The sequence below is a fragment of the Pectobacterium carotovorum genome (assembly GCA_016415585.1).
GTDB lineage: Bacteria > Pseudomonadota > Gammaproteobacteria > Enterobacterales > Enterobacteriaceae > Pectobacterium > Pectobacterium carotovorum_K.
Genome location: CP066552.1, coordinates 1,268,516 through 1,292,858, shown reverse-complemented (window position 1 = coordinate 1,292,858; position 24,343 = coordinate 1,268,516). Strand labels below are relative to the sequence as shown.

The 24,343-nt window shown below is 53.7% G+C and carries 22 protein-coding genes; 6 read left to right on the top strand and 16 right to left on the bottom strand.

The window, feature by feature from the left end; all coding sequences use genetic code 11:
* Window positions 1-56 precede the first annotated feature (56 nt).
* On the top strand, window positions 57-791 hold the full coding sequence (locus JFY74_05790; GenBank protein ID QQG29556.1) for a murein L,D-transpeptidase: 735 nt from the start codon (window positions 57-59) through the stop codon (window positions 789-791).
* Here JFY74_05790 and JFY74_05785 read toward each other — a convergent pair.
* Both JFY74_05785 and lpcA read right to left on the bottom strand, forming a co-directional pair.
* Window positions 762-1,529 carry a class II glutamine amidotransferase gene (locus tag JFY74_05785; protein QQG29555.1) on the bottom strand — a complete coding sequence of 256 codons (768 nt, stop codon included), beginning with the start codon at window positions 1,527-1,529 and terminating at the stop codon, window positions 762-764. The two genes, JFY74_05790 and JFY74_05785, sit on opposite strands and share 30 nt — an antisense overlap.
* Window positions 1,530-1,579: 50 nt before the next feature.
* Window positions 1,580-2,161, bottom strand: a complete 582-nt coding sequence (lpcA, locus tag JFY74_05780; GenBank protein ID QQG29554.1) for a D-sedoheptulose 7-phosphate isomerase — start codon at window positions 2,159-2,161, stop codon at window positions 1,580-1,582.
* 349 nt (window positions 2,162-2,510) lie between these two features.
* Between lpcA and fadE the strand changes: the two genes are divergently transcribed.
* Together fadE and JFY74_05770 are read left to right on the top strand one after the other, a co-directional pair.
* Window positions 2,511-4,958: an acyl-CoA dehydrogenase FadE gene (gene fadE / locus JFY74_05775; protein QQG29553.1), complete on the top strand. Its 2,448-nt coding sequence runs from the start codon at window positions 2,511-2,513 to the stop codon at window positions 4,956-4,958.
* Window positions 4,959-5,236: 278 nt separating this feature from the next.
* Window positions 5,237-5,587 (top strand): HNH nuclease family protein, encoded by a 351-nt coding sequence (locus JFY74_05770; protein QQG29552.1) that lies wholly within the window; start codon window positions 5,237-5,239, stop codon window positions 5,585-5,587.
* A gap of 50 nt (window positions 5,588-5,637) precedes the next feature.
* Here JFY74_05770 and JFY74_05765 read toward each other — a convergent pair whose 3' ends face one another.
* A complete protein-coding gene (locus JFY74_05765) occupies window positions 5,638-6,840 on the bottom strand; it encodes an S-methyl-5-thioribose kinase (GenBank protein QQG29551.1) in 1,203 nt (400 codons plus the stop codon).
* A 152-nt stretch (window positions 6,841-6,992) separates the two neighbouring features.
* Here JFY74_05765 and mtnA point away from each other — a divergent pair, with 152 nt between their 5' ends.
* Entirely contained in the window at window positions 6,993-8,024 is a 1,032-nt protein-coding gene (gene mtnA, locus JFY74_05760) for an S-methyl-5-thioribose-1-phosphate isomerase (GenBank protein QQG29550.1), read from the top strand.
* Between the two features lie 56 nt (window positions 8,025-8,080).
* Here the strand turns inward: mtnA and JFY74_05755 are convergent, their stop codons facing one another.
* The 12 genes from JFY74_05755 to JFY74_05700 all read right to left on the bottom strand — a co-directional run bounded on the left by JFY74_05755 (window position 8,081) and on the right by JFY74_05700 (window position 20,138).
* A complete protein-coding gene (locus tag JFY74_05755; protein QQG29549.1) occupies window positions 8,081-8,347 on the bottom strand; it encodes a type VI secretion system PAAR protein in 267 nt (88 codons plus the stop codon).
* A gap of 42 nt (window positions 8,348-8,389) precedes the next feature.
* Window positions 8,390-10,105 (bottom strand): DUF2235 domain-containing protein, encoded by a 1,716-nt coding sequence (locus tag JFY74_05750; protein ID QQG29548.1) that lies wholly within the window; start codon window positions 10,103-10,105, stop codon window positions 8,390-8,392.
* 2 nt (window positions 10,106-10,107) lie between these two features.
* Complete coding sequence (locus tag JFY74_05745) at window positions 10,108-10,623, bottom strand: hypothetical protein (protein QQG29547.1); 516 nt, start codon at window positions 10,621-10,623, stop codon at window positions 10,108-10,110.
* Window positions 10,620-12,317: a DUF2235 domain-containing protein gene (locus JFY74_05740; protein QQG30460.1), complete on the bottom strand. Its 1,698-nt coding sequence runs from the start codon at window positions 12,315-12,317 to the stop codon at window positions 10,620-10,622. The genes JFY74_05745 and JFY74_05740 overlap by 4 nt, the downstream gene beginning before the upstream one ends.
* A gap of 20 nt (window positions 12,318-12,337) precedes the next feature.
* Entirely contained in the window at window positions 12,338-12,856 is a 519-nt protein-coding gene (locus JFY74_05735) for a hypothetical protein (GenBank protein ID QQG29546.1), read from the bottom strand.
* A complete protein-coding gene (locus tag JFY74_05730; protein ID QQG29545.1) occupies window positions 12,853-14,568 on the bottom strand; it encodes a DUF2235 domain-containing protein in 1,716 nt (571 codons plus the stop codon). Before JFY74_05730 ends, JFY74_05735 begins: the two co-directional genes overlap by 4 nt.
* Window positions 14,568-15,083 (bottom strand): hypothetical protein, encoded by a 516-nt coding sequence (locus JFY74_05725; GenBank protein ID QQG29544.1) that lies wholly within the window; start codon window positions 15,081-15,083, stop codon window positions 14,568-14,570. The genes JFY74_05730 and JFY74_05725 overlap by 1 nt, the downstream gene beginning before the upstream one ends.
* Window positions 15,080-15,805, bottom strand: coding sequence for a DUF4123 domain-containing protein (locus JFY74_05720; protein ID QQG29543.1), 726 nt, complete (start codon window positions 15,803-15,805; stop codon window positions 15,080-15,082). Before JFY74_05720 ends, JFY74_05725 begins: the two co-directional genes overlap by 4 nt.
* Window position 15,806: 1 nt before the next feature.
* Window positions 15,807-17,834, bottom strand: a complete 2,028-nt coding sequence (locus tag JFY74_05715; GenBank protein ID QQG29542.1) for a type VI secretion system tip protein VgrG — start codon at window positions 17,832-17,834, stop codon at window positions 15,807-15,809.
* A gap of 458 nt (window positions 17,835-18,292) precedes the next feature.
* The gene (locus tag JFY74_05710) at window positions 18,293-18,838 is read right to left on the bottom strand and encodes an acireductone dioxygenase (protein QQG29541.1); all 546 of its coding nucleotides are present in this window, start codon (window positions 18,836-18,838) and stop codon (window positions 18,293-18,295) included.
* A complete protein-coding gene (gene mtnC / locus JFY74_05705; protein QQG29540.1) occupies window positions 18,835-19,524 on the bottom strand; it encodes an acireductone synthase in 690 nt (229 codons plus the stop codon). Before mtnC ends, JFY74_05710 begins: the two co-directional genes overlap by 4 nt.
* On the bottom strand, window positions 19,521-20,138 hold the full coding sequence (locus JFY74_05700) for a methylthioribulose 1-phosphate dehydratase (protein ID QQG29539.1): 618 nt from the start codon (window positions 20,136-20,138) through the stop codon (window positions 19,521-19,523). The genes mtnC and JFY74_05700 overlap by 4 nt, the downstream gene beginning before the upstream one ends.
* A gap of 180 nt (window positions 20,139-20,318) precedes the next feature.
* Between JFY74_05700 and JFY74_05695 the strand changes: the two genes are divergently transcribed.
* Both JFY74_05695 and JFY74_05690 read left to right on the top strand, forming a co-directional pair.
* Window positions 20,319-21,476, top strand: a complete 1,158-nt coding sequence (locus JFY74_05695) for a pyridoxal phosphate-dependent aminotransferase (GenBank protein QQG29538.1) — start codon at window positions 20,319-20,321, stop codon at window positions 21,474-21,476.
* Window positions 21,464-22,231, top strand: coding sequence for an amidohydrolase (locus JFY74_05690; GenBank protein QQG29537.1), 768 nt, complete (start codon window positions 21,464-21,466; stop codon window positions 22,229-22,231). Before JFY74_05695 ends, JFY74_05690 begins: the two co-directional genes overlap by 13 nt.
* A gap of 59 nt (window positions 22,232-22,290) precedes the next feature.
* Here JFY74_05690 and cysI read toward each other — a convergent pair whose 3' ends face one another.
* Entirely contained in the window at window positions 22,291-23,985 is a 1,695-nt protein-coding gene (gene cysI / locus JFY74_05685; GenBank protein QQG29536.1) for an assimilatory sulfite reductase (NADPH) hemoprotein subunit, read from the bottom strand.
* Window positions 23,986-24,343: the final 358 nt, after the last annotated feature.

Here is a 24,343-nt window from a genome sequence, read left to right as displayed (position 1 = left end):
CAGTAGCGCGACGCGGATGCCGCATGTAGCAGGCAATTTTATTATCAGGAACCATAATGCAAAAAATCGCGCTGTCGTTTGCGATGTTGTTTTTTTTGCCTTCTCTTGTTGTTACCAGCGCAGCCAGCGAGACCGCACCACCGCTAGCGCCGATAGCAAAAGAATTAAAACAGCAATTATTAGGCTCTCCGATCTATATTCAGATCTTTAAAGAAGAGCGAATATTCGAACTTTATGCGAAAGTCGGTAACGAATACCGTTTATTGGAACAATACCCCATCTGTAAATATTCGGGTGGATTAGGACCAAAACGCGTTGAGGGGGATTTAAAAAGCCCGGAAGGTTTTTATCAAGTTGACCTGCGTCAGCTTAAGCCAGACAGCCAATATTACCGCGCGATCAATATCGGTTTCCCCAACGACTATGATAAATCACAGGGATATTCCGGTCGTTATTTGATGATCCACGGTGAGTGTGTGTCGGTTGGCTGCTATGCCATGACCAACACCTATATGGATGAGATTTATCGCTATGCCGAAGCGGCGCTACGCAACGGGCAAGCGAAGATTGATATCGCCATCTACCCGTTCCGTATGACAGAACAGAACATGCAGCGCCACCGTAATTCCACCTACGCCAGCTTCTGGAAACAGCTTCAGCCGGGGTACACCTATTTTAATCAGCATAATCAGCCACCGGCCGTCACGGTGTTTAACGGACAATACGTCGTTAACCCACCATTGATGACCAGCCAGCCGACCTTAAAGTATGCGCTCGCCGAAACAAAATAGAACGAATTCACCTGGCATAATCTGATGCCAGGTTTCGTTGCCCGTTAGCGGCTGAGTTGCCAGCACGGTGACGACATCATTGGGTGTCGTCTGCTGCTGGAAATCAATCTCCACATCCTGATCCAACAGCGTCGCTTTACCAAACGGCGCGCGGCGAGTGATCCAGTAGAGTTTGGTTGAGCAATACCCCATCACAAAGCGCCCGTCCGACAGCAGCATGTTAAACACGCCTTTCTCCCGCAAGACATCTGCCTGTTTGGCAATATAGCGGAATACCGCTGGCCAGTTGCCCGGTGTACGCGGGTAGCGCTCAGCCAATTGGGACAGCAGCCAGCAGAAAGCAAATTCGCTGTCCGTCTGGCCAACAGGGCGAAACATGCCTGTTTTCAGGGAATGGTAGCCTTTCAGTTGCCCGTTGTGGGCGAACGTCCAGTTCCGCCCCCACAGCTCACGCGTAAAGGGATGGGTATTTTCCAGCGACACCGCACCGCGGTTGGCTTGCCGGATGTGTGAAACCACCGCACACGATTTGATAGGGTAATCCTGCACCAATCGCGCAATCGGCGAGTTATAGCTTGGCAGCGGATCTTTGAACGTACGGCAGCCGTTCCCTTCATAAAAGGTAATTCCCCAGCCATCCCGATGCGGTCCGGTTTTCCCACCGCGCTGTATCAGCCCGGTAAAGCTAAAGCAGATATCCGTCGGCACATTCGCGCTCATCCCCAGCAGTTCACACATCTGACTTCCTACCCTTCCCTTCTTGCCCGTTTAGAGCGAATTAATGTGGCTTACTGATCCGCCATCTCTTTTTCAATCAGCTGAATCAGGATGTGAATCGCTTTGATATGGATTTCCTGAATACGGTCGGCATAACCGAAATGCGGAACACGAATTTCCACGTCGGCCGAACCTGCCATTTTACCGCCGTCTTTCCCGGTCAGCGTAATGACCTTCATGCCTTTCGCTTTTGCCGCCGCAATGGCTTTAATAATGTTGCCGGAGTTACCCGAAGTGGAAATCCCCAGCAGCACATCGCCTTCACGCCCCAGCGATTCAACATAGCGAGAGAAGACAAAGTCATAGCCAAAATCGTTGCTGACGCAGGACAGGTGGCTCGGATCGGAAATCGCAATGGCCGGATAGCCCGGTCGATTCTCGCGGTAGCGGCCCGTCAGCTCTTCGGCAAAGTGCATGGCATCACAGTGTGAACCACCGTTACCGCAGGAAATCACTTTACCGCCCGCTTTAAACGCGTTAGCCAGCAGCACCGCAGCATTTTGAATCGACTGAATGTTCGCATCATCACTCAAGAAATTATTCAGTGTTTCTGCCGCTTCTTTCAGTTCACTACGGATTAAATCCTGATACATGGAATCCTCTCATTTTGTCTGGTGACAACATTCTTTTCTGTTCAGCAGTGTAGCGGATAGTACCAACAGCGAGAAGCACGTAATCACGGGATCGAGAGGATCGCTGATGCCCATCAGAAAACGCACGACTGCCGCTCGGTTTGTGAAGTGAGTTGTAATTATGATGTAAACGAATTGATAAAAATAATCAGATAAACTACAACGAATATAAGCAACAGGTCAGACCTCTTATGATATTGACCTACTACGCCTTATTTCACTGATGACACGGTTCTCGCTTTCTACTGCCACACAACGCTCGGTGGAAAGCTGAAAACCCTCAATTCGATCACAATGCTGGAGACACGTTATGGTTGCTGTCAGTATCCTCCTCCTACTGATTATCATCGGAGCGATGTTTTATCATCGGCTCAATCTGCTGCTCGGCAGTGCCATCCTACTGGCCTACTTCGCGGCCATGTCCGCCATGTTGCTGTGGCCCGTCTGGTTAATGATTCCGCTCGTGGTTCTGCTGGTTCCGATTACGGTTCCCGCCCTGCGCCAAAAGCTGGTTTCTGCTTCCGCGCTGCGCATGTTCCAGAAGGTCATGCCGCCGATGTCGAACACGGAGAAAGAAGCGATTGATGCTGGGACAACCTGGTGGGAAGGCGACCTGTTCCGCGGCGCGCCGGACTGGAAAAAGCTGCATAACTATCCACGTCCACAGTTGACCGCCGAAGAGCAGGCCTTTATTGACGGGCCGGTTGCTGAAGCCTGCCGAATGGCAAACGACTTTGAAATCACCCACGAACGCGCCGATATTCCGCCAGAACTGTGGGAATTTTTAAAAGAACACCGCTTCTTTGCCATGATCATCAAGAAGCAATATGGCGGGCTGGAATTCTCTGCCTATGCACAGGCACAGGTGCTGCAAAAACTGGCGGGCGTTTCCAGCATTGTGGCGATCACCGTCGGCGTGCCTAACTCACTCGGCCCCGGTGAACTGCTGCAACATTACGGTACGGAAGCGCAAAAAGATCACTACCTGCCACGTCTGGCACGCGGTCAGGAAGTCCCCTGCTTTGCGCTGACCAGCCCGGAAGCGGGTTCCGATGCGGGCTCGATTCCCGATACCGGCATAGTCTGCTACGGCAACTGGCACGGCGAACAGGTCGTGGGCATGCGCCTGACCTGGAATAAACGCTATATCACACTCGCCCCTGTCGCCACCGTGCTGGGGCTGGCCTTTAAGCTGTACGATCCCGACCATCTGTTAGGCGATCAAGATGACGTAGGCATTACCTGTGCGTTGATTCCGACGGATACCGACGGCGTTAAAATCGGCCGTCGCCATTTCCCGCTGAACGTGCCGTTCCAGAACGGACCAACGCAGGGTGAGAATATTTTTGTTCCGCTGGATTACATCATCGGCGGCGCGAAGATGGCAGGTCAGGGCTGGCGTATGCTGATGGAGTGCCTGTCAGTCGGGCGCGGCATTACGCTACCGTCCAACTCTACCGGCGGACTGAAGTCGATTGCCCTCGGTATCGGTGCTTACGCCCACATTCGCCGCCAGTTCAAAATCTCCATCGGTAAGATGGAAGGCATCGAAGAACCGCTGGCACGCATTGCGGGTAACGCTTACGTGATGGACGCCGCTGCGACGCTGATTACCAGCGGTATCATGCAGGGTGAAAAACCGGCGGTGCTCTCCGCTATCGTCAAATATCACTGTACCCACCGCGGTCAGCGCAGCGTACTGGATGCGATGGATATCGCCGGCGGTAAAGGCATCTGTCTTGGCCCGTCCAACTTCCTGGCGCGCAGCTATCAAGGCGCACCGATTGCGATCACCGTGGAAGGGGCGAATATCCTGACGCGCAGTATGATCATCTTCGGGCAAGGTGCCATCCGCTGTCACCCTTATGTGCTGGAAGAGATGGCAGCCGCGCAGGATAACGACGTATCACGCTTTGACCGTGCGCTGGTGGGTCACATCGGCCACGTTGGCAGCAACAAAGTGCGCAGCTTCTGGCTTGGGTTGACCAACGGCCGCCTGAGCAGTGCACCAGTCAATGACAAAACACGTCGCTACTATCAGCAGCTCAACCGACTCAGCGCGAACCTGGCGCTGCTGGCGGATGTGTCGATGGCGGTATTGGGCGGTAGCCTGAAACGTCGTGAGCGTATCTCCGCGCGTCTCGGGGATATTCTCAGCCAGCTTTATTTAGCTTCCGCGACGCTGAAACGCTATGAGGATGAAGGGCGTCAGAAAGCAGATTTACCGCTGGTGCACTGGGGCGTTCAGGACAGCCTGCATCAGGCCGAGCAGGCGCTGGACGATCTGCTGCGTAACTTCCCGAATCGTGCTGTAGCGGGGCTGCTGACCTTTATTATCTTCCCGCTAGGTCTGCGCTGCGCTGCGCCGTCTGACCGCCTCGACCATGAGGTCGCGAAGATTCTGCAAACACCATCGGAAACGCGCAGCCGTCTGGGACGCGGCCAATATTTGGTTGCCAGTGAGCACAACCCTGTGGGGCTGTTGGAAGAGGCGCTGCTGGATATCATCGCCGCCGAGCCGATTTACCAACGCCTGTCGAAGGCTAGCGACAAACCGCTGCCGTTCATGCGATTGGATCAGTTGGCAGAACAGGCGCTGATCGAAGGTCAGATTACCGCAGAAGAAGCGGGTATTCTGACCAAAGCGGAAGCCAGTCGCTTACGCTCAATCAACGTCGATGACTTTGCGTTCAACGCGCTGGCCGCCAACAAGCCTACGCCCGTAACGCAGCCGGAAAGAAAAACCGAAGCAGCATAAATAGAAGCTAGAATCAGGCCGGTTATGCTGGCCTCAGACCGTTAACAAACCTATTGGCAGAACGAAAACGGTAGTAACGGAATAGAAGAGTAAAGCGTTTGCGCCAGGGATGGCGCAAGCCGAGCGCACAGGGACGTGTTTACAGCGACTTTACGATCTATCCGTTACTACCGCTCAACGGCCTTTGTTCACTATCAATATTGATGCCTGTTCTTTCCTTTAAAGGCACATCAGTTGTAAAATCTACGCCATCTTTTCTTCTGAATGAAACCTGACACATGGCTTACATCCCCAAGAACTATGCCAGACTTGAAAGCGGCTACCGCGAAAAAGCGCTCAAACTTTTCCCGTGGGTATGTGGTCGCTGTTCACGCGAATTCGTCTATTCCAACCTGCGTGAATTAACCGTTCACCACATCGATCACGATCACAGCAATAACCCAGAAGATGGCAGTAATTGGGAAATGCTGTGCCTCTACTGCCACGACCATGAGCATTCGAAATATACCGATGCGGATATGTACGGTTCGACCGTCGTTGCAGGCGAAGATGCACAGAAGGATGTCGGTGTTGCCACCCATAATCCTTTCGCGAATTTGCAGGCCATGATGAATAAAGGGAAGAAATAATCGGTTTGCCGCTCCCATCAGGTTCATTGACGGGAGCGGTTATCAACGAGTCAGGCGCCGCTCTGTCGCACACGCGCCAGCAGCGCACCCACATCAGCAATATGCGGAGCCGCCAGCACTAACGTTCTGCCCAGCGCAATAGCATGTCGCTGGCACGCTAAACGCGCTTCCGTCTCCTGAATACTGTCCAGATCGGCGACGTGCGCCAGCCCAATCGTGCGGCGAATCAATTCGGTGCCGCAGTAGCCAACGGCATCCAGCCACACCTGTTGTAAAAACAGCGTGGCATAACCCGATTCCGCCAGCGCAGGATCGCGGCTTTCGCTTTCGCTCAATGCCAGAAAACGGGCGGAAAAGGTCTGCCACAGCGTACGAATATCTTCCAAACGTCGTTCGCGTCCAGCCGCCGCCTCGCGCGGTGCGAGTAGCCCCGGTAGACCGCAATAATTCAGCAGCAGATTGCCGATTGCGGTGCCAGCATCAAAGCCGATCGGCCCGTAGAAACCGAATTCAGCATCAATCGCCTTTAAGCGCCCTTCTGCCACAAAGATCGATCCACTGTGAATGTCACCGTGCAGCAGCGCCTCGGCTTTGCTCAGGAAGCGGTGTTTCAGCCCAGCAACCGCCAGCTTCAACGCTCGGTCCTCACGCAATGCGTGTACATCCGGCGTCAGCGCAGCATCAAATTGGTTTCTTTCGTGATCGATATAGGGGTCGGTAAAGAAAAGATCTTCGGTAATCTGACACAGTTCAGGGTTAGTGAACTGGCTTACCGCCGCTTTCTTCTCATGCGGGTGCTGATAGAAATCAGAGGTATGGAATAACGTCTGCGCCAGATATTCCCCCAGCTGTGCCGCCGCCTGAGGATAATCCGCGCCGTTAACCAACTCGCTACGCCAGATACGATGATCGGAGAGATCTTCCTGCACCATCACCGCCAGTTCGGGATCGTGATATAACACGGTCACGGTATGCTGCGGACAAAAACGCGCATGCGTCAGCAACGTTTCGGCTTCAATGCGGGCGCGGTCAAGCGTCAGCGGCCAGGATTCCCCGACACAGCGCACGTAGGGCAGCGCCTGTTTAACGATTACCCGACTGACGCCCGCTTCGTCTTTAATTTTAAACACCAGATTCAGATTGCCATCGCCGATCTCTTCTGCGGCTACCAGCGTTTGCGGCTGACTGACACCACCGTACTGGCGGGCATATTCAACAGCGTCATCCGCCGTAAAAGTGCGGTAAAGTGACATTCCAACTCCTCGCTATTCTGAAATCAAAACTGTTCTTAAATTAAAACTATTTTTGAAATAAATATATGGACATAAAAACGTTCGGACGTCTATACATCTATCAGGCATCTTGGCAGAATAAGAATATCGATGCAACATGGATTTAACGACCTATGCAGACACTTAACACAACCAGCCTGAAAATCGTTGATAACCAACTGTGGATCCTCGATCAACAGGCGCTACCGCAAGAAAAACGCTGGAGCCCGTGTCCGGATGTCGCGTCACTGGTTGAGCATATTCAGACGCTGCGAGTACGTGGCGCACCACTGATTGGCCTGTCCGCCAGCCTGCTACTCGCGCTGCTGGCCGAGAAAGGGTTATCACAAGCCGAACTGGCGCAGGCGCTGGAGACGCTGCGGGCATCGCGTCCTACCGCGGTGAACCTGATGAACAATCTGGATCGCATGAAGCTGGCGTTGGCACAGCCGCAGTTTGTCGATGCACTGGTGCAGGAAGCCCTGCGCCTGGTAGAAGAAGATCGCGCTCTGTGTGAGCGCATTGCCGATCGCGGCGCTGCGCTGGTAAAACCCAACAGCCGCTTACTGACCCACTGCAACACCGGCGGGCTGGCAACGGCAGGCATCGGCACCGCTATCGGCGTGCTGCTGCGCGCACATCAGCAGGGGAAAGTCGCGCAGGTGTGGGTCGATGAAACTCGACCGCTATTGCAGGGCGGACGCCTCACGGCCTGGGAGCTGGGCGAGCTGAGCATCCCTTATCAACTGATTTGTGATTCGATGGCCGCCAGCCTGATGGCGCAGGGTCAGGTCGATGCAATTTGGGTCGGTGCAGACCGCATTGCGGCTAATGGCGACGTTGCCAATAAGATCGGCACTTACAGCCTCGCGGTACTGGCGCACTATCACCAGATTCCGTTTTACGTCGCGGCACCGCACACCACGCACGATCCCGTGTGCCCAGACGGTCGAGCCATCCCTATCGAACAGCGTGCCGCCGCCGAAGTCACCGGCGTTTCCGGCAGCTTCGGCCACTGCCAGTGGGCACCGCAGAACGCCGCCGTCTACAACCCAGCATTCGACGTCACCCCCGCCGCCTTAATCAGCGGCTGGGTACTCGACACCGGCGTGGTCACGCCACAGGAAGTGAAAGACGGGATATTCCAGAAGGCGTTGAATTTATAACAAACCCAAAAATTTCCAAGAGCCTCAGGATACGCCGCACGGACGCGGCGAAGCCATCACCCAATGGTGACCGTTCCTCCACCAATCAACACGCCACCGCAGCTCACTGCATCACCCGTTCGCGCCGCGGGTTTACCATCAACGAGTACGCTGGATGAACCGCTGCTAATGCTCCGGTCATGGCCGTGAGAAGCCAGCGGATCGCCTTGTCGGGCCAACGGTAGGCCGTCAACCTTAACCGTTGATGATCCTGAAGCGACAGGCGTAGGTGGATGGCTCCCCTGCCCGGTGTCGCTATCGCCTACTTTAACGGCGTTACCCATTTTTTAGTCCTTTTAGTTGAATAGTCAGGCTTGCTGCAACGATCATGCTGCGGCCTCGTCATCAGCAGTTAATACCTCGATTCCGCGTGGGACGAAGAAGTTATTGTTCCTCAACATCGTACCCGCCTGATCGTTCAGCGTAGCGAACCGGAGTTCCTCTGATGCGAAGTCGTGCATAAAATAATTGAAGAAAATATCCGCCGCATGCGGCACCCGCTTAGTTTCATCAAAAAACTTCACCAAATTGGCTCCCTGATACATCTGCCGGCGCAGCCCCCGGCTTCTCAACACGTTCTCCGCATCGCGCCCGACCTGTATCAACCAGCCCCACTGCGCGTTGAGTTTATCCCGCTCACTTCCACTCACGTTTTGGCGGAGTAGTTTGTAATCATGCAATTTTTCCCCCAGCCAAACGCAGTAGTGGATCATGTGCAGTTCGAACGCTTCCGGGGTCGGGTTCATTTGCCCCACCCATTTGCTGTAGAACTCACTGTATGCCTTCGCCGAGTAGCCCAGCCGGCTATCCTGCATGATGAAATATTGGGCTACTCGTGGGTTTTTAGCATCAAGAGTGAGAAAATTGGGAAAAGGCACCTGCGCCCTACGCGCGGTTTCAAGCATTTGTCGCAACGGCACCCGGCACAGCTCGGCACTGGGGCGCTGTTCGTTGGGTAACAGTCCTCCCGTCACGTCTTCACTGATGCCGGGGCATAGCACCTCACGCCAGCCGGACCGGAGCGGCCCCAAAGGCAACAGAGGACGGTATTCTCGTCGTTCATGGGCCGCTATCAGGTGTAAGGCGCTTTTGACTGCGGGATGAAGCGGTTTATCGAATGCAATCACTTTCGCACCAAAAGCCGTGGTGATCATGCCAACAACAGGGTGCCGGGCAACGAGCCCTGCCCCGTCAGAGACGGTTGCCACGGTATCCCCCATGTCCAGCGAGCTGCGGCGTGTGCAGTCGAACAGGCCAGCAAAGATGACCTCAACCTTGCTGTCTTCGTAGCGGTATTCGTTTCCCACTTTGGTACAGAGTGTTTCCAGCAATTCGTCGATAAAGCGCCGTGCTAACGCCGCCCCCAGATCGGCACCAAACACCGAGATCTGGATTAGTTTGATGGGCAGTTGGTTCTCCTTTTTACTCAGTGCAATGCTTTCTTTGAACTTGTTTTTAGCCAAATCTACCCGAGCATCAACCCCAGTCATCATCAACTCCGCCACGATCGGGTTATCTCGAATCGGCTCGGCGGCTTCGAGCAGCGCGCGGGTCACCGCCTTTTTGGCAGTGGACGCTACGGCATCGAGGCCGCTCTTCATGGTCCGCAGGTCATCTAGCTTATTGGAGAGAACCTGACTCCAGTCCCCCTTGAAAACACCCTTGACAGTATCGACCGCCGTTTCTTTCCCCTGTTCAACCAGTGCATCGGCATAGTCCTCAGGCAGCGCTTTCTGTCTGGCGTCCAGAATGCTGTCCAGTCTCTCGGATGGCGTATCGTCAAGGGGGGTAGCTAAACCAGGAATATAAACTTTGGCATACGTGTATGAAGAAGTAAGGTCTGCTTTTATTTTTAGAGAGTGGGCACGAAACAAACGGCCTATGTTAGTCAGACGCTGGCTGTCTTCATCCACATTAATATTTCGCTTCAGACCATCAAAGAAGAAGCCTATCTGTAACGCCAGTGAGCAAGTGCCTATTCCTGCCTGATGACGGCTTTCTTCACGCGCAACGCGACATTCAAGATCATCCCAGTCAACCATCTTTACTTCCTTGTTCGATAAGTATCAATCACATCTTTCATACCAGGAATACCCCACCCAACCCAGCGCACCATCACCTGGTTATCCGGCAGAAACAGCACATAGAAATTATCTTGTCCTTTTTCTCTCTTAGGCATTGGTAAAATAACTGTATGAATCTCAGGGCGATAGCCCAATTCGTCATATTGTCGGCGGGTCATCGCCAGTTCCCATTTTATCTTAACTGTATCTCCCTCTATCCGATAAGGTCCCGCAGAACTGCCTCCCGTATTAAGCCCATCAAATGCGTCGGTATTCCCTCCCATATTGCCATTGACATACACATAGCTAATGGGGCGGTCGATCACCGAATGGACAACGATTGACGCTCCGCCATGCCGTTCCTGAATCAGGAACGTCCAGACCAGCCAAAGCACCAGCAGAATGCTTGCCACCCACCGCCCCCAGCGCGGCAAGATCTGCCATATCGCCGTGATCAGCCCCGAGATTGCTCTCGTCAAACCAGTTGCCGCACTCATACTGTGGCCTTGTCATCAGCAGTTAATACCTCGATTCCGCGTGGGACGAAGAAATTATTGTTCCTCAACATCGTACCCGCCTGATCGTTCAGCGTAGCGAACTTGAGTTCCTCTGATGCGAAGTCGTGCATAAAATAATTGAAGAAAATATCCGCCGCATGCGGCACCCGCTTAGTTTCATCAAAAAATTTCACCAAATTGGCTCCCTGATACATCTGCCGGCGCAGCCCCCGGCTTCTTCGCACATTATCCGCATCGTACTCGACCTGCTTCAGCCAGCCCCACTGCGTGTTGAGTTTATCCCGTTCACTTCCTGTCGCGTTTTTGAAAAGTATCTTGTAATCATGCAGTTTTTCCCCCAGCCAAACACAATAGTGGATCATGTGCAGTTCGAACGCTTCCGGGGTCGGGTTCATTTGCCCCACCCATTTGCTGTAGAATTCACTGTATGCCTTCGCCGAGTAGCCCAGCCGGCTGTCCTGCATGATGAAGTAGCTTGCCACGTAGGGGTCTTTCTGATTAAGCGTTTTAAAGTTGGGAAAAGGCACCTGCGCCCTGCGCGCCGTTTCGAACATCTGTCGCAACGGCACCCGACACAGCTCGGCGCTGGGGCGCTGTTCGTTGGGTAGCAACCCGCCCGTCACGTCTTCACTGATGCCGGGGCAAAGCACTTCACGCCAGCCTGATTTGAGCGGCCCCAACGGCAACAGAGGACGGGATTCTCGTCGTTCATGTGCCGCTATCAGGTGCAAGGCATTTTTTACCGCCGGATGAAGGGGTTTATCGAACGCAATCACTTTCGCGCCAAAAGCCGTGGTGATAAGCCCAACAATAGGGTGCCGAGCAACCAGTCCCGCCCCGTCAGAGACGGTTGCCACCGTATCCCCCATGTCCAACGAGCTGCGGCGCGTGCAGTCGAACAGGCCAGCAAAAATGACCTCAACTTTACTGTCCTCATAACGGTATTCGTTCCCTACTTTGGTGCAGACCGACTCCATTAACTCGTCGATAAAGCGTCGGGCTAACGCCGCTCCCAGATCGGCACCAAAAACGGAAACTTGGATTAGCTTGATGGGCAGTTGATTAATTTTTTTTACATCCGCCACGTTCAACGTGAATTGGTTCTTTGCTGAATCCACCCGCGCATCGACGCCGGTCATCATCAACTCAGCCACTATCGGGTTATCTCGGATAGGTTCAGCAGCTTCGAGCAGAGCACGGGTCGCCGCCGTTTTGGCAGCGGACGTGGCGGCGTCGAGGCCACTCTTCATGGTGCGCAGGTCGTCCAGTTTATTGGAGAGCACCTGACTCCAGTCGCCTTTGAAAGCCCCCTTGACCGTATCTACCGCCGCTTCTTTACCCTGTTCAACCAGCGCATCGGCATAATCCTCTGGCAGCGCCTTCTGTCTGGCGTCCATAATGCTGTCCAGCCTTTCGGACGGCGTATCGTCAAGGGTTGTACCTAAACCAGGAATATAAACTTTAGCGTAAGCGTACGAGGATGTGAGGCTGGCTTTAATCTCTAAAGGATGAGATCGAAACAAGCGCCCTACATTAGTCAGACGCTGGCTCTCTTCATCCACATTGATATTTCGTTTCAGACCATCAAAGAAGAAGCCTATCTGTAACGCTAGTGAGCAAGTACCTATCCCTGCCTGATGACGACTCTCTTCACGCGCAACACGACATTCCATATCATCCCAATCCACTTTATTTATCTCCTTGTTCTATAGGTATCGACGATACTATCCATTTCAACGGCACAGCTTTCAGCCCACCTTACCATCGGTTTATTATCAGGTAACATCAGCACACAGAAACCATTCTGACCTTTCTCTCGTTTAGGCATAGGTAAGGTGATAGTATGTTTCTCAGGCTGAAATCCCTGTTCTTCTTGTTGCTTTAGAGTGGCGCTTAGTAGCCAATCTATTTTGACCGTATCTCCGTCTATCCGATAGGGGCCAGCACTTCCTCCTCCCCCGGCATGAAATCCATCAAACGCAAAGGTATTGCTACCCATATTACCGTTGACATAAACGTAACTAATGGGACGATCGATCACCGAATGGACAACGATTGACGCCCCGCCATGCCGTTCCTGAATCAGGAACGTCCAGACCAGCCAGAGCACCAGCAGAATGCTTGCCGTCCACCGCCCCCAGCGCGGCAAGATCTGCCATATCGCCGTGATCAGCCCCGAGATTGCTCTCGCCAAACCGCTTGCCGCGCTCATGCTGTGGCCTCGTCATCAGCAGTTAATACCTCGATTCCGCGTGGGACGAAGAAGTTATTGTTCCTCAACATCGTACCCGCCTGATCGTTCAACGTAGCGAACCGGAGTTCCTCTGATGCGAAGTCGTGCATAAAATAATTGAAGAAAATATCTGCCTCATGCGGCACTCGTTTAGTTTCATTAAAGAACTTCACCAAATCGGCCCCTTGGTACATCTGCCGGCGTAGCCCCCGGCTTCTCCGAACATTATCTGCATCGTACTCGACCTGCTTCAGCCAGCCCCACTGCTCGTTGAGTTTATCCCGTTCGCTTCCTGTCGCGTTTTTGAAAAGTATCTTGTAATCATGCAGTTTTTCCCCTAGCCAGACGCAATAGTGGATCATGTGCAGTTCGAACGCTTCCGGGGTGGGGGACGTTTTCCCCACCCATTTGCTGTAGAACTCACTGTATGCCTTCGCGGAGTAGCCCAGCCGACTATCCTGCATGATGAAGTAGCTGGAGACTCTACGTGATGTCTTCTGTAAAGTTCGGAAATTAGGAAAAGGCACCTGCGCCCTGCGCGCCGTTTCGAACATCTGTCGCAGCGGCACCCGACACAGCTCGGCGCTGGTGCGCTGCTCGTTGGGGAGCAGTCCTCCCGTCACATCTTCACTGATGCCGGGGCAGAGCACTTCACGCCAGCCTGATTTGAGCGGCCCCAGAGGTAACAGAGGACGGGATTCTCGTCGTTCATGTGCCGCTATCAGGTGCAAGGCACTTTTTACCGCGGGATGAAGGGGTTTATCAAACGCAATCACTTTCGCGCCAAAAGCCGTGGTGATCATGCCAACAACAGGGTGCCGGGCAACCAGTCCGGCCCCATCAGAGACGGTTGCCACGGTATCCCCCATGTCCAGCGAGCTGCGGCGCGTGCAGTCGAACAGGCCAGCAAAAATGACCTCGACTTTACTGTCTTCGTAGCGATACTCGTTCCCTACTTTGGTGCAGACCGACTCCAATAACTCGTCGATAAAACGCCGGGCCAACGCGGCTCCCAGATCGGCACCGAACACCGAAATCTGGATCAATTTGATGGGCAGTTGATTAATTTTTTTTACATCAGCCACGTTTAGCTTGAATTGGTTCTTTGCTGAATCCACCCGCGCATCGACGCCGGTCATGAGCAACTCAGCCACGATCGGATTATCACGAATAGGTTCGGCAGCTTCGAGCAGGGCGCGGGTTGCCGCCGTTTTGGCAGCGGACGCTGCTGCGTCGAGGCCACTCTTCATGGTCCGAAGGTCGTCCAGCTTATTGGAGAGCACCTGACTCCAGTCGCCTTTAAAAACACCTTTAACGGTATCTACCGCCGTTTCTTTCCCCTGTTCAACCAGCGCATCGGTATAATCCTCGGGCAGTGCCTTCTGTCTGGCATCCATAATGCTATGTAAGCGCTCAGTGGCTGTATCATCAAGTGGGGTGCCTAATCCTGGAACGTAGACCGCAGAATAAACATATGACGAACCAATCTCCGACGTTCTTCTTTCTGGATGAGCACGAAACAAGCGCCCTACATTAGTCAGACGCTGGCTATCTTCATCCACATTGATATTTCGCTTCAGACCATCAAAGAAGAAACCTACCTGTAACGCCAGTGAACAAGTGCCTATACCTGCCTGATAACGGCTTTCCTCACGCGCAACGCGACATTCCATATCATCCCAATCCACCATCACAATTTCCTCGTCCGATAAGTGTCTATTACATCCTGCATATCAAGGTGACAGCGATAGGTCCAACGTATCATCGGCTTGTTATCTGGCAAGAACAGTACGCAGAAATCATCTTGTCCCTTCTCACGCTTTGGCATCGGCAAAGTGGTCGTATGTTTTTCGAATTGAAACCCTGCTTTTTCCTGTTCCTCGGTCATATCCAACTCCCAATCAATTTTGACCGTATCCCCAGTTATCCGATAGGGGCCTGCGGTTTTCCCTCCCGCATTCCGTCCGTCAAATGCATCTGTGTTTCCCCCCATATTGCCGTTGACATAGGCATAGCTAATGGGTCGATCCATTACTGACATCACAACCAATGACGCCCCGCCATGCCGATCCTGTATCAGGAACGTCCAGCCTAGCCAGAGCACCAGAAGAATGCTCGCCAGCCACCGCCCCCATCGCGGCAATATCTGCCATATTGCCGTTATCAACCCTGAAATCGCCCTCGTCAAACCGCTTGCTGCGCTCATGTTCGTCCCTTTTGTTCTTCCAACGCTTGCTGACCACCTTCCAGATAGGCGAATGCCCACAACCGTCTTTGAGACTCTGTCGCACCAGCCTGCTCGGCTTTCGCCAATGCCTTACGAACCATGCTCATCCTTTCACAGGACGGGAAATGTCTGATGCTATCTCCCTCTTGCCACAGAGTGAGCAGACGATGCTCGTCAGGCAAACCTTGCAACGCTTGATATAACTCAGACGTCAATCTCACCAGAACAGGTTCAGTGGGAGGAATCGATAGACTCAGTTCGCGCCAACTGCCGTCGCATTCTCGTAACCACCAGCGATCGATCCCGCCAAACAGCCCACCGAGCCACGGGGCGTCGTGTTGTTCAACAAGCAGAGGCAACGCGTGCGGCGTGTAGAACCGCAGCAGTTGGCTAAATTGCCCTGCGGGTTCAATCACCCTCACCCCCAAAGCCAGTTGCTTTTGCAAAGCGCTAAGGGATTGGTCGCTCTCCAACAGGCCAACCACGTGCCCCTGCTGAACAAGCGTCGCCAGTAATCTTTCATCCTCTGGTGAACAATGCCAAAGCCAGGGGCCCAGATTGATCAATTCAAACAAGTCATCATGAAAATAGAGCGGTAAAAACGGATTTTTGCTCAACTGTTCGCGCTGTTCAGCGGTGAGGTTCGCCCCTTCCAGCAGGGCGATACAGGCACCCCGGTGCCAGATAGTTTCAGGTAGCATCTTATTCTCCCTGTATCAATGCATCGCCCTGCGCCATGGCACGCAGTAGACAGGGAATACAGACCGGTTTTTCAAGAGGCGGTATTTTGGGCAGTTGGGGCAGCGCAATCACCTCAACCGTTCCCGGTAATGAGGGCAGTTGACCTGCCCAACCAGAGCCACAACCCGGGCTGCCACCTGAATTCATCTTGATGCCGGGGCCGACCAGCGTCACGCCACTGGGATCGATCTTCACGAAGCTTCCCCCGACTTTCAGCGTCAGCTCCGCGCCCGCTTCAAGAACCACCTTAGCCCCCGCTTTTACATGCACTTCCTCACCCGCCTCAATCAGTAACGCTTGCCCCAGTTTCTGATGCATCGACGCATCAACGGTCAGCGAGAGGCCTCCTTTCACGTGGTCACGTTTCTCGTTCTCCACCGTCAGGTGATCGTTGGCTTTAACGCGGGTGACTCGCTCATTATCAATCTCCGTGTGGGCATCATGTTTGATATGCCAGACCACGTCATTCTCAACGAGCGCCTTGAGATCTTTCTGCCCGTGAATATAAATCTCTTCCTGACCGGCCTGATCCTCAAAGCGCAGCTCGTTAAATCCTTCACCTTGATGCGTCTTCGTACGCAGTACGGTACGCGTCTTGTTAGCAGGCAGCGGATAGGGGGACGGATTAGTCGCATGAAAGGTTCGCCCAGTCACAATCGGCTGGTCGGGGTCGCCTTCAAGGAAGCTAACAATCACTTCATGCCCGATGCGCGGGATGGCAATCATTCCGTACTGGCCGCCCGCCCAGCCCTGACTGACGCGCACCCAGCAGGAACTCTGGTCGTTACTCGCCCCGTAGCGGTCCCACGGGAATTGCAGTTTTACCCGACCATACTGGTCGCAGTAGATCTCTTCCCCCGTTGGACCGACGACGGTGGCGATTTGCGGGCCGTCCACCCTCGGTTTGTAGGGCATGGCGGCACGCCACGTCGTCGTGCCTTTCACCACAGTAAAACTGTTGCTCATGGTCGTCGGTTCGCCGCCGCTTTCCTCTTCCAGCGCCTGCGGCTGTTGCCCGACGTGCGTGACGCTCACTGTCTGCCACACTGCGTTCAGCGCCGCATTCGGGTGTTCCGTCAGCGTAAACGTGTTGCCCGGCATCAGCCCCGCGCAGTTGGATTCCCCTTCGCTCGTCACCGCCCCTGAGCGCAGCGCATCCAGCCGGTAGCCGCTGAACGCCTTGCCGCTCGGGTCTTGCTTATAGCGGCCCGGATAGTCGTAATGCTGATAGCTTTCGCGCTGGTGTTCTAGTTCGCCGCTTATCTTCTTGTGCGACAGCCCGTAAGCCGGTGTTTTGAAGCTGTAGTCTTTCAGCTCGACATCCGATGTGCTTACCCGCTCCGCGTAGTGGAAGCGCCGGACATATTCGCCTTCACTCAGCCCATGTGTCGCCAGATTGAAGAACAGCTCAGGGCCTTTGGTCAGTGCACCCGCATCGTCGGCAAACACCACTCGGTGTTTGCCCTCTTCGTATTCGTGGAAGAAGTACATTCCCTCCTCGGCAGCCAGACGGGTGATAAAGGCTAAATCGCTTTCCCGATACTGCACGCAATATTCGCGCACTGCGTGCTCGTTACGCAGTGCAAAGGCGTAGTCGGTAATGCCCGCTTCTTCCAGCAGTGCACCGATAATCGCCTCCGGCTTTTGGGCCTGAAAGATGCGGGCGTTGGTACGCAACCCTAGCCGCCACAGTGCTGGACGAACTTCCGCCTGATAGCGTGTGCGCCGGAATCCGGTGTCGCCCTGCGTGAAGCCGCTGATAATCCCGCTGACCCGACGTTTCAGTTCGCCTTCATACCAAATCATCAGCTCGCACGGCTGGTCCAGCACCGCGCCGAAATCGACATCCGGCAACGCGCTCGCCAGACTCAGCGACAGACTGAAAGGCCGGTTCAGCCCTTCATCCAGCCTGAAATCCACCACCGCGAAAGTGCCTGCTTCCAGGGCACCGACCTTTACGGTGAACTGTAATCCTGTACTGTTTGCCATCGGCTTTCTCCTTATTGTTATTGTTGCTCTGCCGCCACGGCTACCGCATGCACGCCATTCTGGCTAAACGCCATATGAGCAAAAACGCCACGCAGGTGAAAAGCGCAGAGCATTTAAATCGAGCAGCGATTCGGTATGTTCACGTCGTGGGAAACAAGAAGGTCGCGGGGTTGAAACGGTGTGAAGAGTGATGAAAACGTTCCATGTGGCATCCTTGACGCTATTCCTTTTAAAAAAATACGCGTAAAGAATAACAAGATGTTCGCAGAGCCAATAGCACAAAAAAAGGACTAAAACGAAGCAAGTCCATTGATTAATATTAAAATAATATCATTAAGAATAAATTAGATAACTAACTAAAAGACTCAATCATCATCTAAGAACAGAGCATCTACCCTGTTCTTAGACTATTGATAAACCATTTTCGTCCGTGGAATAAGGGCATAAAACCCTACAAGCTATCGCTCCAACTTCGGATACGCATCCGCGATCTTATCGCCGGTGAAATGCGCTATCCACCCTTCCGGATTATCAAACAGGCGGATGGCGGTGAAGTGCGGCTCCGGTCCCATATCAAACCAGTGCGCCGTGCCTGCGGGTACGGATAGCAGATCGTTCTTCTCACACAGAATCTGGTAAATCTTGCCGTTCAGGTGCAGGCAGAACAGCCCCGCGCCTTCCACGAAAAAGCGCACTTCGTCTTCATGGTGGACATGCTCGGATAAAAATTTGGTGCGTAACTCCGCGCGCTGCGGATTATCAGAACGCATGCTGATAACGTCCCAGCTCTGATAGCCTTTTTCTTCTACCAGCTTATCGATTTCATGCTGGTAGGCCGCCAGCACTTCTTCAGACGACGGCGCGTCGCTCAGCTTCTGGCTGGCTTCCCAGCGTTCAAAACGTACACCGATCTCATTCAGCTGCTTCTGAATCGCCTCGGCATCCTGACTTTGCCAAATCGGCTGGCTTGCATCGCTGTCGCTAAAAATGGTTAATCCACTCATTGGGCGTACTCCGGTAAGTCGATCTGGTCAAAACGTGCCACCTGACGGTGACGGCTTACGCTATCCGCATCATCACGGATAAGCTGACAGGTGTGCCAGCCGGCCTCCTGCGCGGCATCCAGCTCCTGACGAATGTCCGACAGAAATAACAGTTGCGCAGCAGGTAGCCCGATGGCTTGCGCAATCGTGCGATAAGAATCGGTCTCCCGCTTCGCACCGACGCGAGTATCAAAATAGTCGCTGAACAGCGGACGCAGGTCACCCGCATTGCTGTAGCCGAACAGCAACTGCTGCGCTTCTACCGACCCTGATGAATACACATACAGGCGCAGGCCCTGCTGCTGCCATGCGGCGAGTTGCGCGGCCACTTCGGGGTACAGATGCCCCTGAAAATCGCCGTTACGGTAGCCCGCACGCCAGATAATGCCTTGCAGCTGTTTCAGCGCGGTGGATTTACGATCTTCATCCATAAACTGATTCAGCGCGGTAATCAGTGCATCATTATCCGCATCGGGCTGACCCAGTTCCTGACGCAACGCATCCAGCGCCTGCGCGATCTCAGGATCGCTACCCTGCTGCCGCACCGTGTCGGCCAGTCGTTCACGGGCATAAGGGAACAACACGGTGTGAACAAAACGGATGTCGCTGGTGGTGCCTTCAATGTCGGTCACGATCGCGTTAATCATGCTTTCGCCTCCAGCAGTCGACGCTGCAATTCACATTGGAACAGGAACTCTAGTCCTTCCAGATGCCGACGTGCTTCTTTCACCGTCGCGCCCCAGCAGTAAAGGCCGTGGCCGCGCACCAGAAAGCCATAGCGTAGCGATGTGTGGCTGGCGTACTCGGTCACCCGCTGCGCCAGCGCCGGAATATCCTGATCGTTATCGAAAATGGGGATCGCCACGCGATCCAAATGAGTACTCTGCCCGGCCAACGACTTTTGCATTTCGTAACCGTGCAGCACCAGTTCAGCGCCCTTCTCTACCCGAGACAGCACCGTCGCGTTCACCGAGTGCGTGTGCAGCACCGCGCCGATAGTCGGCTCACGGCGATACAGCAGCGTATGCAGCCCCGTTTCCGCCGACGGCGTACGCCCGCTCGGCACATGGTTAGTGGCAATCTCTACCAGCAGGAAATCCTCTGCCTGAAGACTGCCTTTATCTTTACCCGATTCGGTAATCAGGCACTGCGCTTCATCAAGGCGCACGGACATATTGCCGCCCGTCGCCGGACACCAGCCCTTCTCACCTATCCAGTGGCAGGCCGCAAGCAGCGCCGTCAATTGTTGATTTTCAGTCATGAGGCTTCCCGTTTTTGGTCTCTCTGTTTCAAAGCATGCAGTTGCAGGTTTAGATTTTTTCATTATGTCTTAGCACGCAAAGGCATTTAGCCGTTTAAACGTCCAAGCGTCTTGATTGCCAAATACTAACAGCATGTTATATTACCAAGCAATACAGGCTTGCAGGAGTTCCACCCCGCTATGAGCGCCGCTCTGATCCCCGACAGTAAACTGCCTTCGCTGGGCACCACCATCTTTACCCAGATGAGTGCACTGGCCCAACAGCATCAGGCCATCAATCTATCACAAGGTTTCCCTGATTTTGACGGCCCGGATTATTTACAACAGCGGCTGGCGTATCATGTCAGTCAGGGCGCAAACCAATATGCGCCAATGACCGGTGTTGCGCCGCTGCGTCAGGTGATTGCTGAAAAAACCGCAGAGCTGTACGGCTGGCGACCGGATGCCGATAGCGAAGTCACCGTCACGGCGGGCGCGACAGAAGCGCTGTTTGCCGCCATTGCGGCACTAGTGCGCCCCGGCGACGAAGTGATTTGTTTCGATCCCAGCTATGACAGCTATGCGCCCGCTGTCACACTGGCTGGCGGCGTACTCAAACGCATCGCCTTGCAGCCGCCTGCATTTCGCGTGGACTGGTCGCATTTTGCCAGTTTGCTGAGCGATCGTACTCGTTTGGTCATCCTGAATACACCGCACAACCCGTCCGCTACCGTCTGGCAGAAGGCCGATTTTGAGCAACTGTGGCAGGCAATTGCCACACGCGACATCTTCGTACTGAGCGATGAAGTCTACGAACACATCTGCTTCGACAGTGAAGGACACGCTAGCGTGCTGGCACACCCGTCGCTGCGTCAACGCGCTATCGCCGTTTCATCGTTTGGCAAAACGTTCCACATGACCGGTTGGAAAGTCGGCTACTGCGTCGCGCCAGCTGCATTGAGTGCGGAAGTCCGTAAGGTTCACCAGTATCTGACGTTCTCCGTGAACACGCCTGCGCAGTTCGCCATCGCCGATATGCTGCGCGAACAGCCGCAACACTGGCGCGAACTACCTGATTTTTACCGTACCAAGCGCGATCGTTTCATCAAGGCGCTGGCGGGCAGCCGTTTTGACATTCTCCCCTGCGAAGGCACCTACTTCCTGCTGGCGGACTATCGGGCGATTTCCGACCTGGACGATGTCAGTTTCTGCCGCTGGCTGACCGAGCACGTTGGCGTCGCGGCCATTCCGCTGTCCGTCTTTTGCGCCGATCCGTTCCCACATACGCTGATTCGACTATGCTTTGCTAAACAGGAAGCGACGTTGGATGCCGCTGCGGAGCGTTTATGTCGACTTTAAAGATTTCATTACTGCAACAGCCTCTGGTCTGGCGCGATGGCGAAGCCAACCTGCGCCACTTCGATACCTTATTAGCGGAGATGAGCGGGCGTGATGTGATTGTGCTGCCGGAGATGTTCACCACCGGCTTTGCGATGGAAGCCGCCAAAGGCAGTCTGGATCAATCAGTCGTAGAAGCGTGGCTGCACCAGTGGGCGCGGAAGACCAATGCGCTGATCGGTGGCAGCGTCGCAGTGAACACGCCAAAAGGCGCGGTGAACCGGTTCCTACTGGTCGATCCGCACGGCAAGGTGTATCACTACGATAAACGTCACCTGTTTCGCATGGCGGATGAACATCACCACTATCAGGCAGGAACAGAGCGAGTCACCATTGAATGGCGCGGCTGGCGCATCTGCCCGATGATCTGTTACGACCTGCGTTTCCCCGTATGGTCGCGCAATAGACAGGATTACGATCTGGCACTGTATGTCGCCAACTGGCCTGCGCCTCGTGCGGCACACTGGCAGACGCTGCTAGCAGCGCGTGCCATTGAGAACCAAGCCTACGTTGCAGGCTGTAACCGCGTTGGCACCGACGGCAACGGCCACAGCTACCGTGGCGATAGCCTGATTATTAATGCTCAAGGGGAAATTCTGGCCTCTGCCGCGCCCAATCAGCCTGCCCGTCTGGACGCCGAACTGTCGCTGGAAGCGCTGCAAAGCTACCGGGAATCCTTCCCCGCCTGGCGCGATGCCGATCGCTTTACGCTATAAATACCGAGCTTTTCTCGTCCCGACCTCATCATACAAGATGAGATCGGGCAACTTTTCAGCTACACCGCTGTATGAAAATCCACGGGCGCATTGAGCACAGGCATAACAATTTTCGCCCTGATAACAAAATCACCAAAGCCTTCGCCCGCCTTTCTCTCTTTCGCCCACAGGGCAATCAGCCGTTCGATTTCAGTCAGTAATGTCGGCACGTCGATATTATCTTTATACAAGCGAGGAATACGCGTCCCTTCACGGTTGCCGCCAATGTAAAGGCTATAGCGCCCCACGGCTCGCCCAATCAGCCCCACCTCCGCTAACATGGCCCGTCCACAGCCATTTGGGCATCCGGTAATACGAAAAACGAACGACTCATCACCCACGCCATGTTTATGCAACAGATGTTCTATCTCCGAAACCACATCCGGCAGGATTCGCTCTGCCTCGGCCATCGCCAGCGGACAAGTGGGAAACGAGACACACGCCATGGAATCTTTACGCTGTGACGAAAGCGATGAACCCAACAACCCATACTGTCTAGCTAGCGCATCTATCTGCGGTTTGTCTTCGCTTTCCACCCCTGCAATGATGATGTTCTGATTCGCCGTCAGGCGAAAATCGCCTTTATGCACGCTGGCAATCGCCGCAATACCACTTTTATTCGGTAAGCCCGGTTTATCCAGCAGACGCCCGCTGGGAATAAACAGGGTCAGGTGGTGTTTGCCATCAATCCCTTCGACCCAACCAATGCGATCGCCGCGCTCAGAAAAGGCGTAGGGTTTCAGTGGAGAAAACGTCACTCCGCTGCGTCGTTCGACCTCGGCTTTAAAGACATCGATCCCGACACGTTCAAGCGTATATTTTGTCTTCGCGTTACGGCGATTCTCACGGTTGCCCCAATCGCGCTGGGTCGAGACTACCGCTTCAGCAATGGCAAGCGTATCTGCCAGTGGGATGAAGCCAAACTCCGTCGCCAGACGGGGATATGTGCTGGCATCTCCCTGCGTCATCGCCAAGCCACCGCCCACCAATACATTGAAGCCCAGCAGTTGATCGTCATCACCAATGGCGACAAAACTCAGATCGTTGGCGTGAATATCCACATCATTTTGTGGCGGAATCACCACCGCCGTTTTGAATTTTCTCGGTAGATAACTGTTTCCCAGAATCGGTTCGTCATCGGCCTGAATAATTTTCTCTTTATCTAGCCACACTTCCGCATAAGCGTTTGTACGCGGTAAAAGGTGCTCAGAAATCTTCTTTGCCCATTCCCACGATTGACGATGCAAAACGGATTCAACTGGGTTAGCCGTACACAACACATTGCGGTTAACATCCCCCGCGGTAGCGCGCGAATCCAGCCCGAGATGATTAAGCAGTTTATGCACGGGCTTGATGTCATCTTTCAACACACCATGCAGTTGCACCGTCTGTCGATTAGTAATGCGAATGCTGCCATAGAGCGTGTGCTCGCGCGCAAAGGCATCAATACCTAGCCACTGGTGTGGCGTAATGATCCCCCCCGGCAAACGGACGCGCAGCATAACGGTATGCAGCGGCTCTAATTTCTGAGCAATACGCTCTTGCCTGATATCCCGATCGTCCTGCTGATACATCCCATGAAAACGAATTAACTGGAAGTTATCCGCAACAAATCCCCCCGTTAACGGGTCGGCCAAATCATCTTGAATCGTACCGCGAAGATAATTACTTTGTGTTTTAAGACGCTCATTATCCGACAGTTTTTTATCACTCATTATGCTATCTCACTCGCTAGTATTTATTGGAATAATACGAATGAAGTAAAGCAGGCATAATTCACCATATATAGATACAGTCCTTTTCACTTCTCCTATAACAGTAAATTACCCATAAAAAACAACACATTCCCCCTTAAATCCGAAAATAACAAATAAACATGTCATATAGCGATAAAACATATCTACGATATAAAAATCAAAATACTGTTATGCAATTAAACATTAGGATTGTTATATGAGAACGAGAGCAATAAGCGGGGAAGGATAAAGAAAGGATAATACCGCTCAGGCTACAGGCTGCCTGAGCGATTTCAGAATGAGGGTTAAATCAGAAAAATAAAATACTCATCGTTAT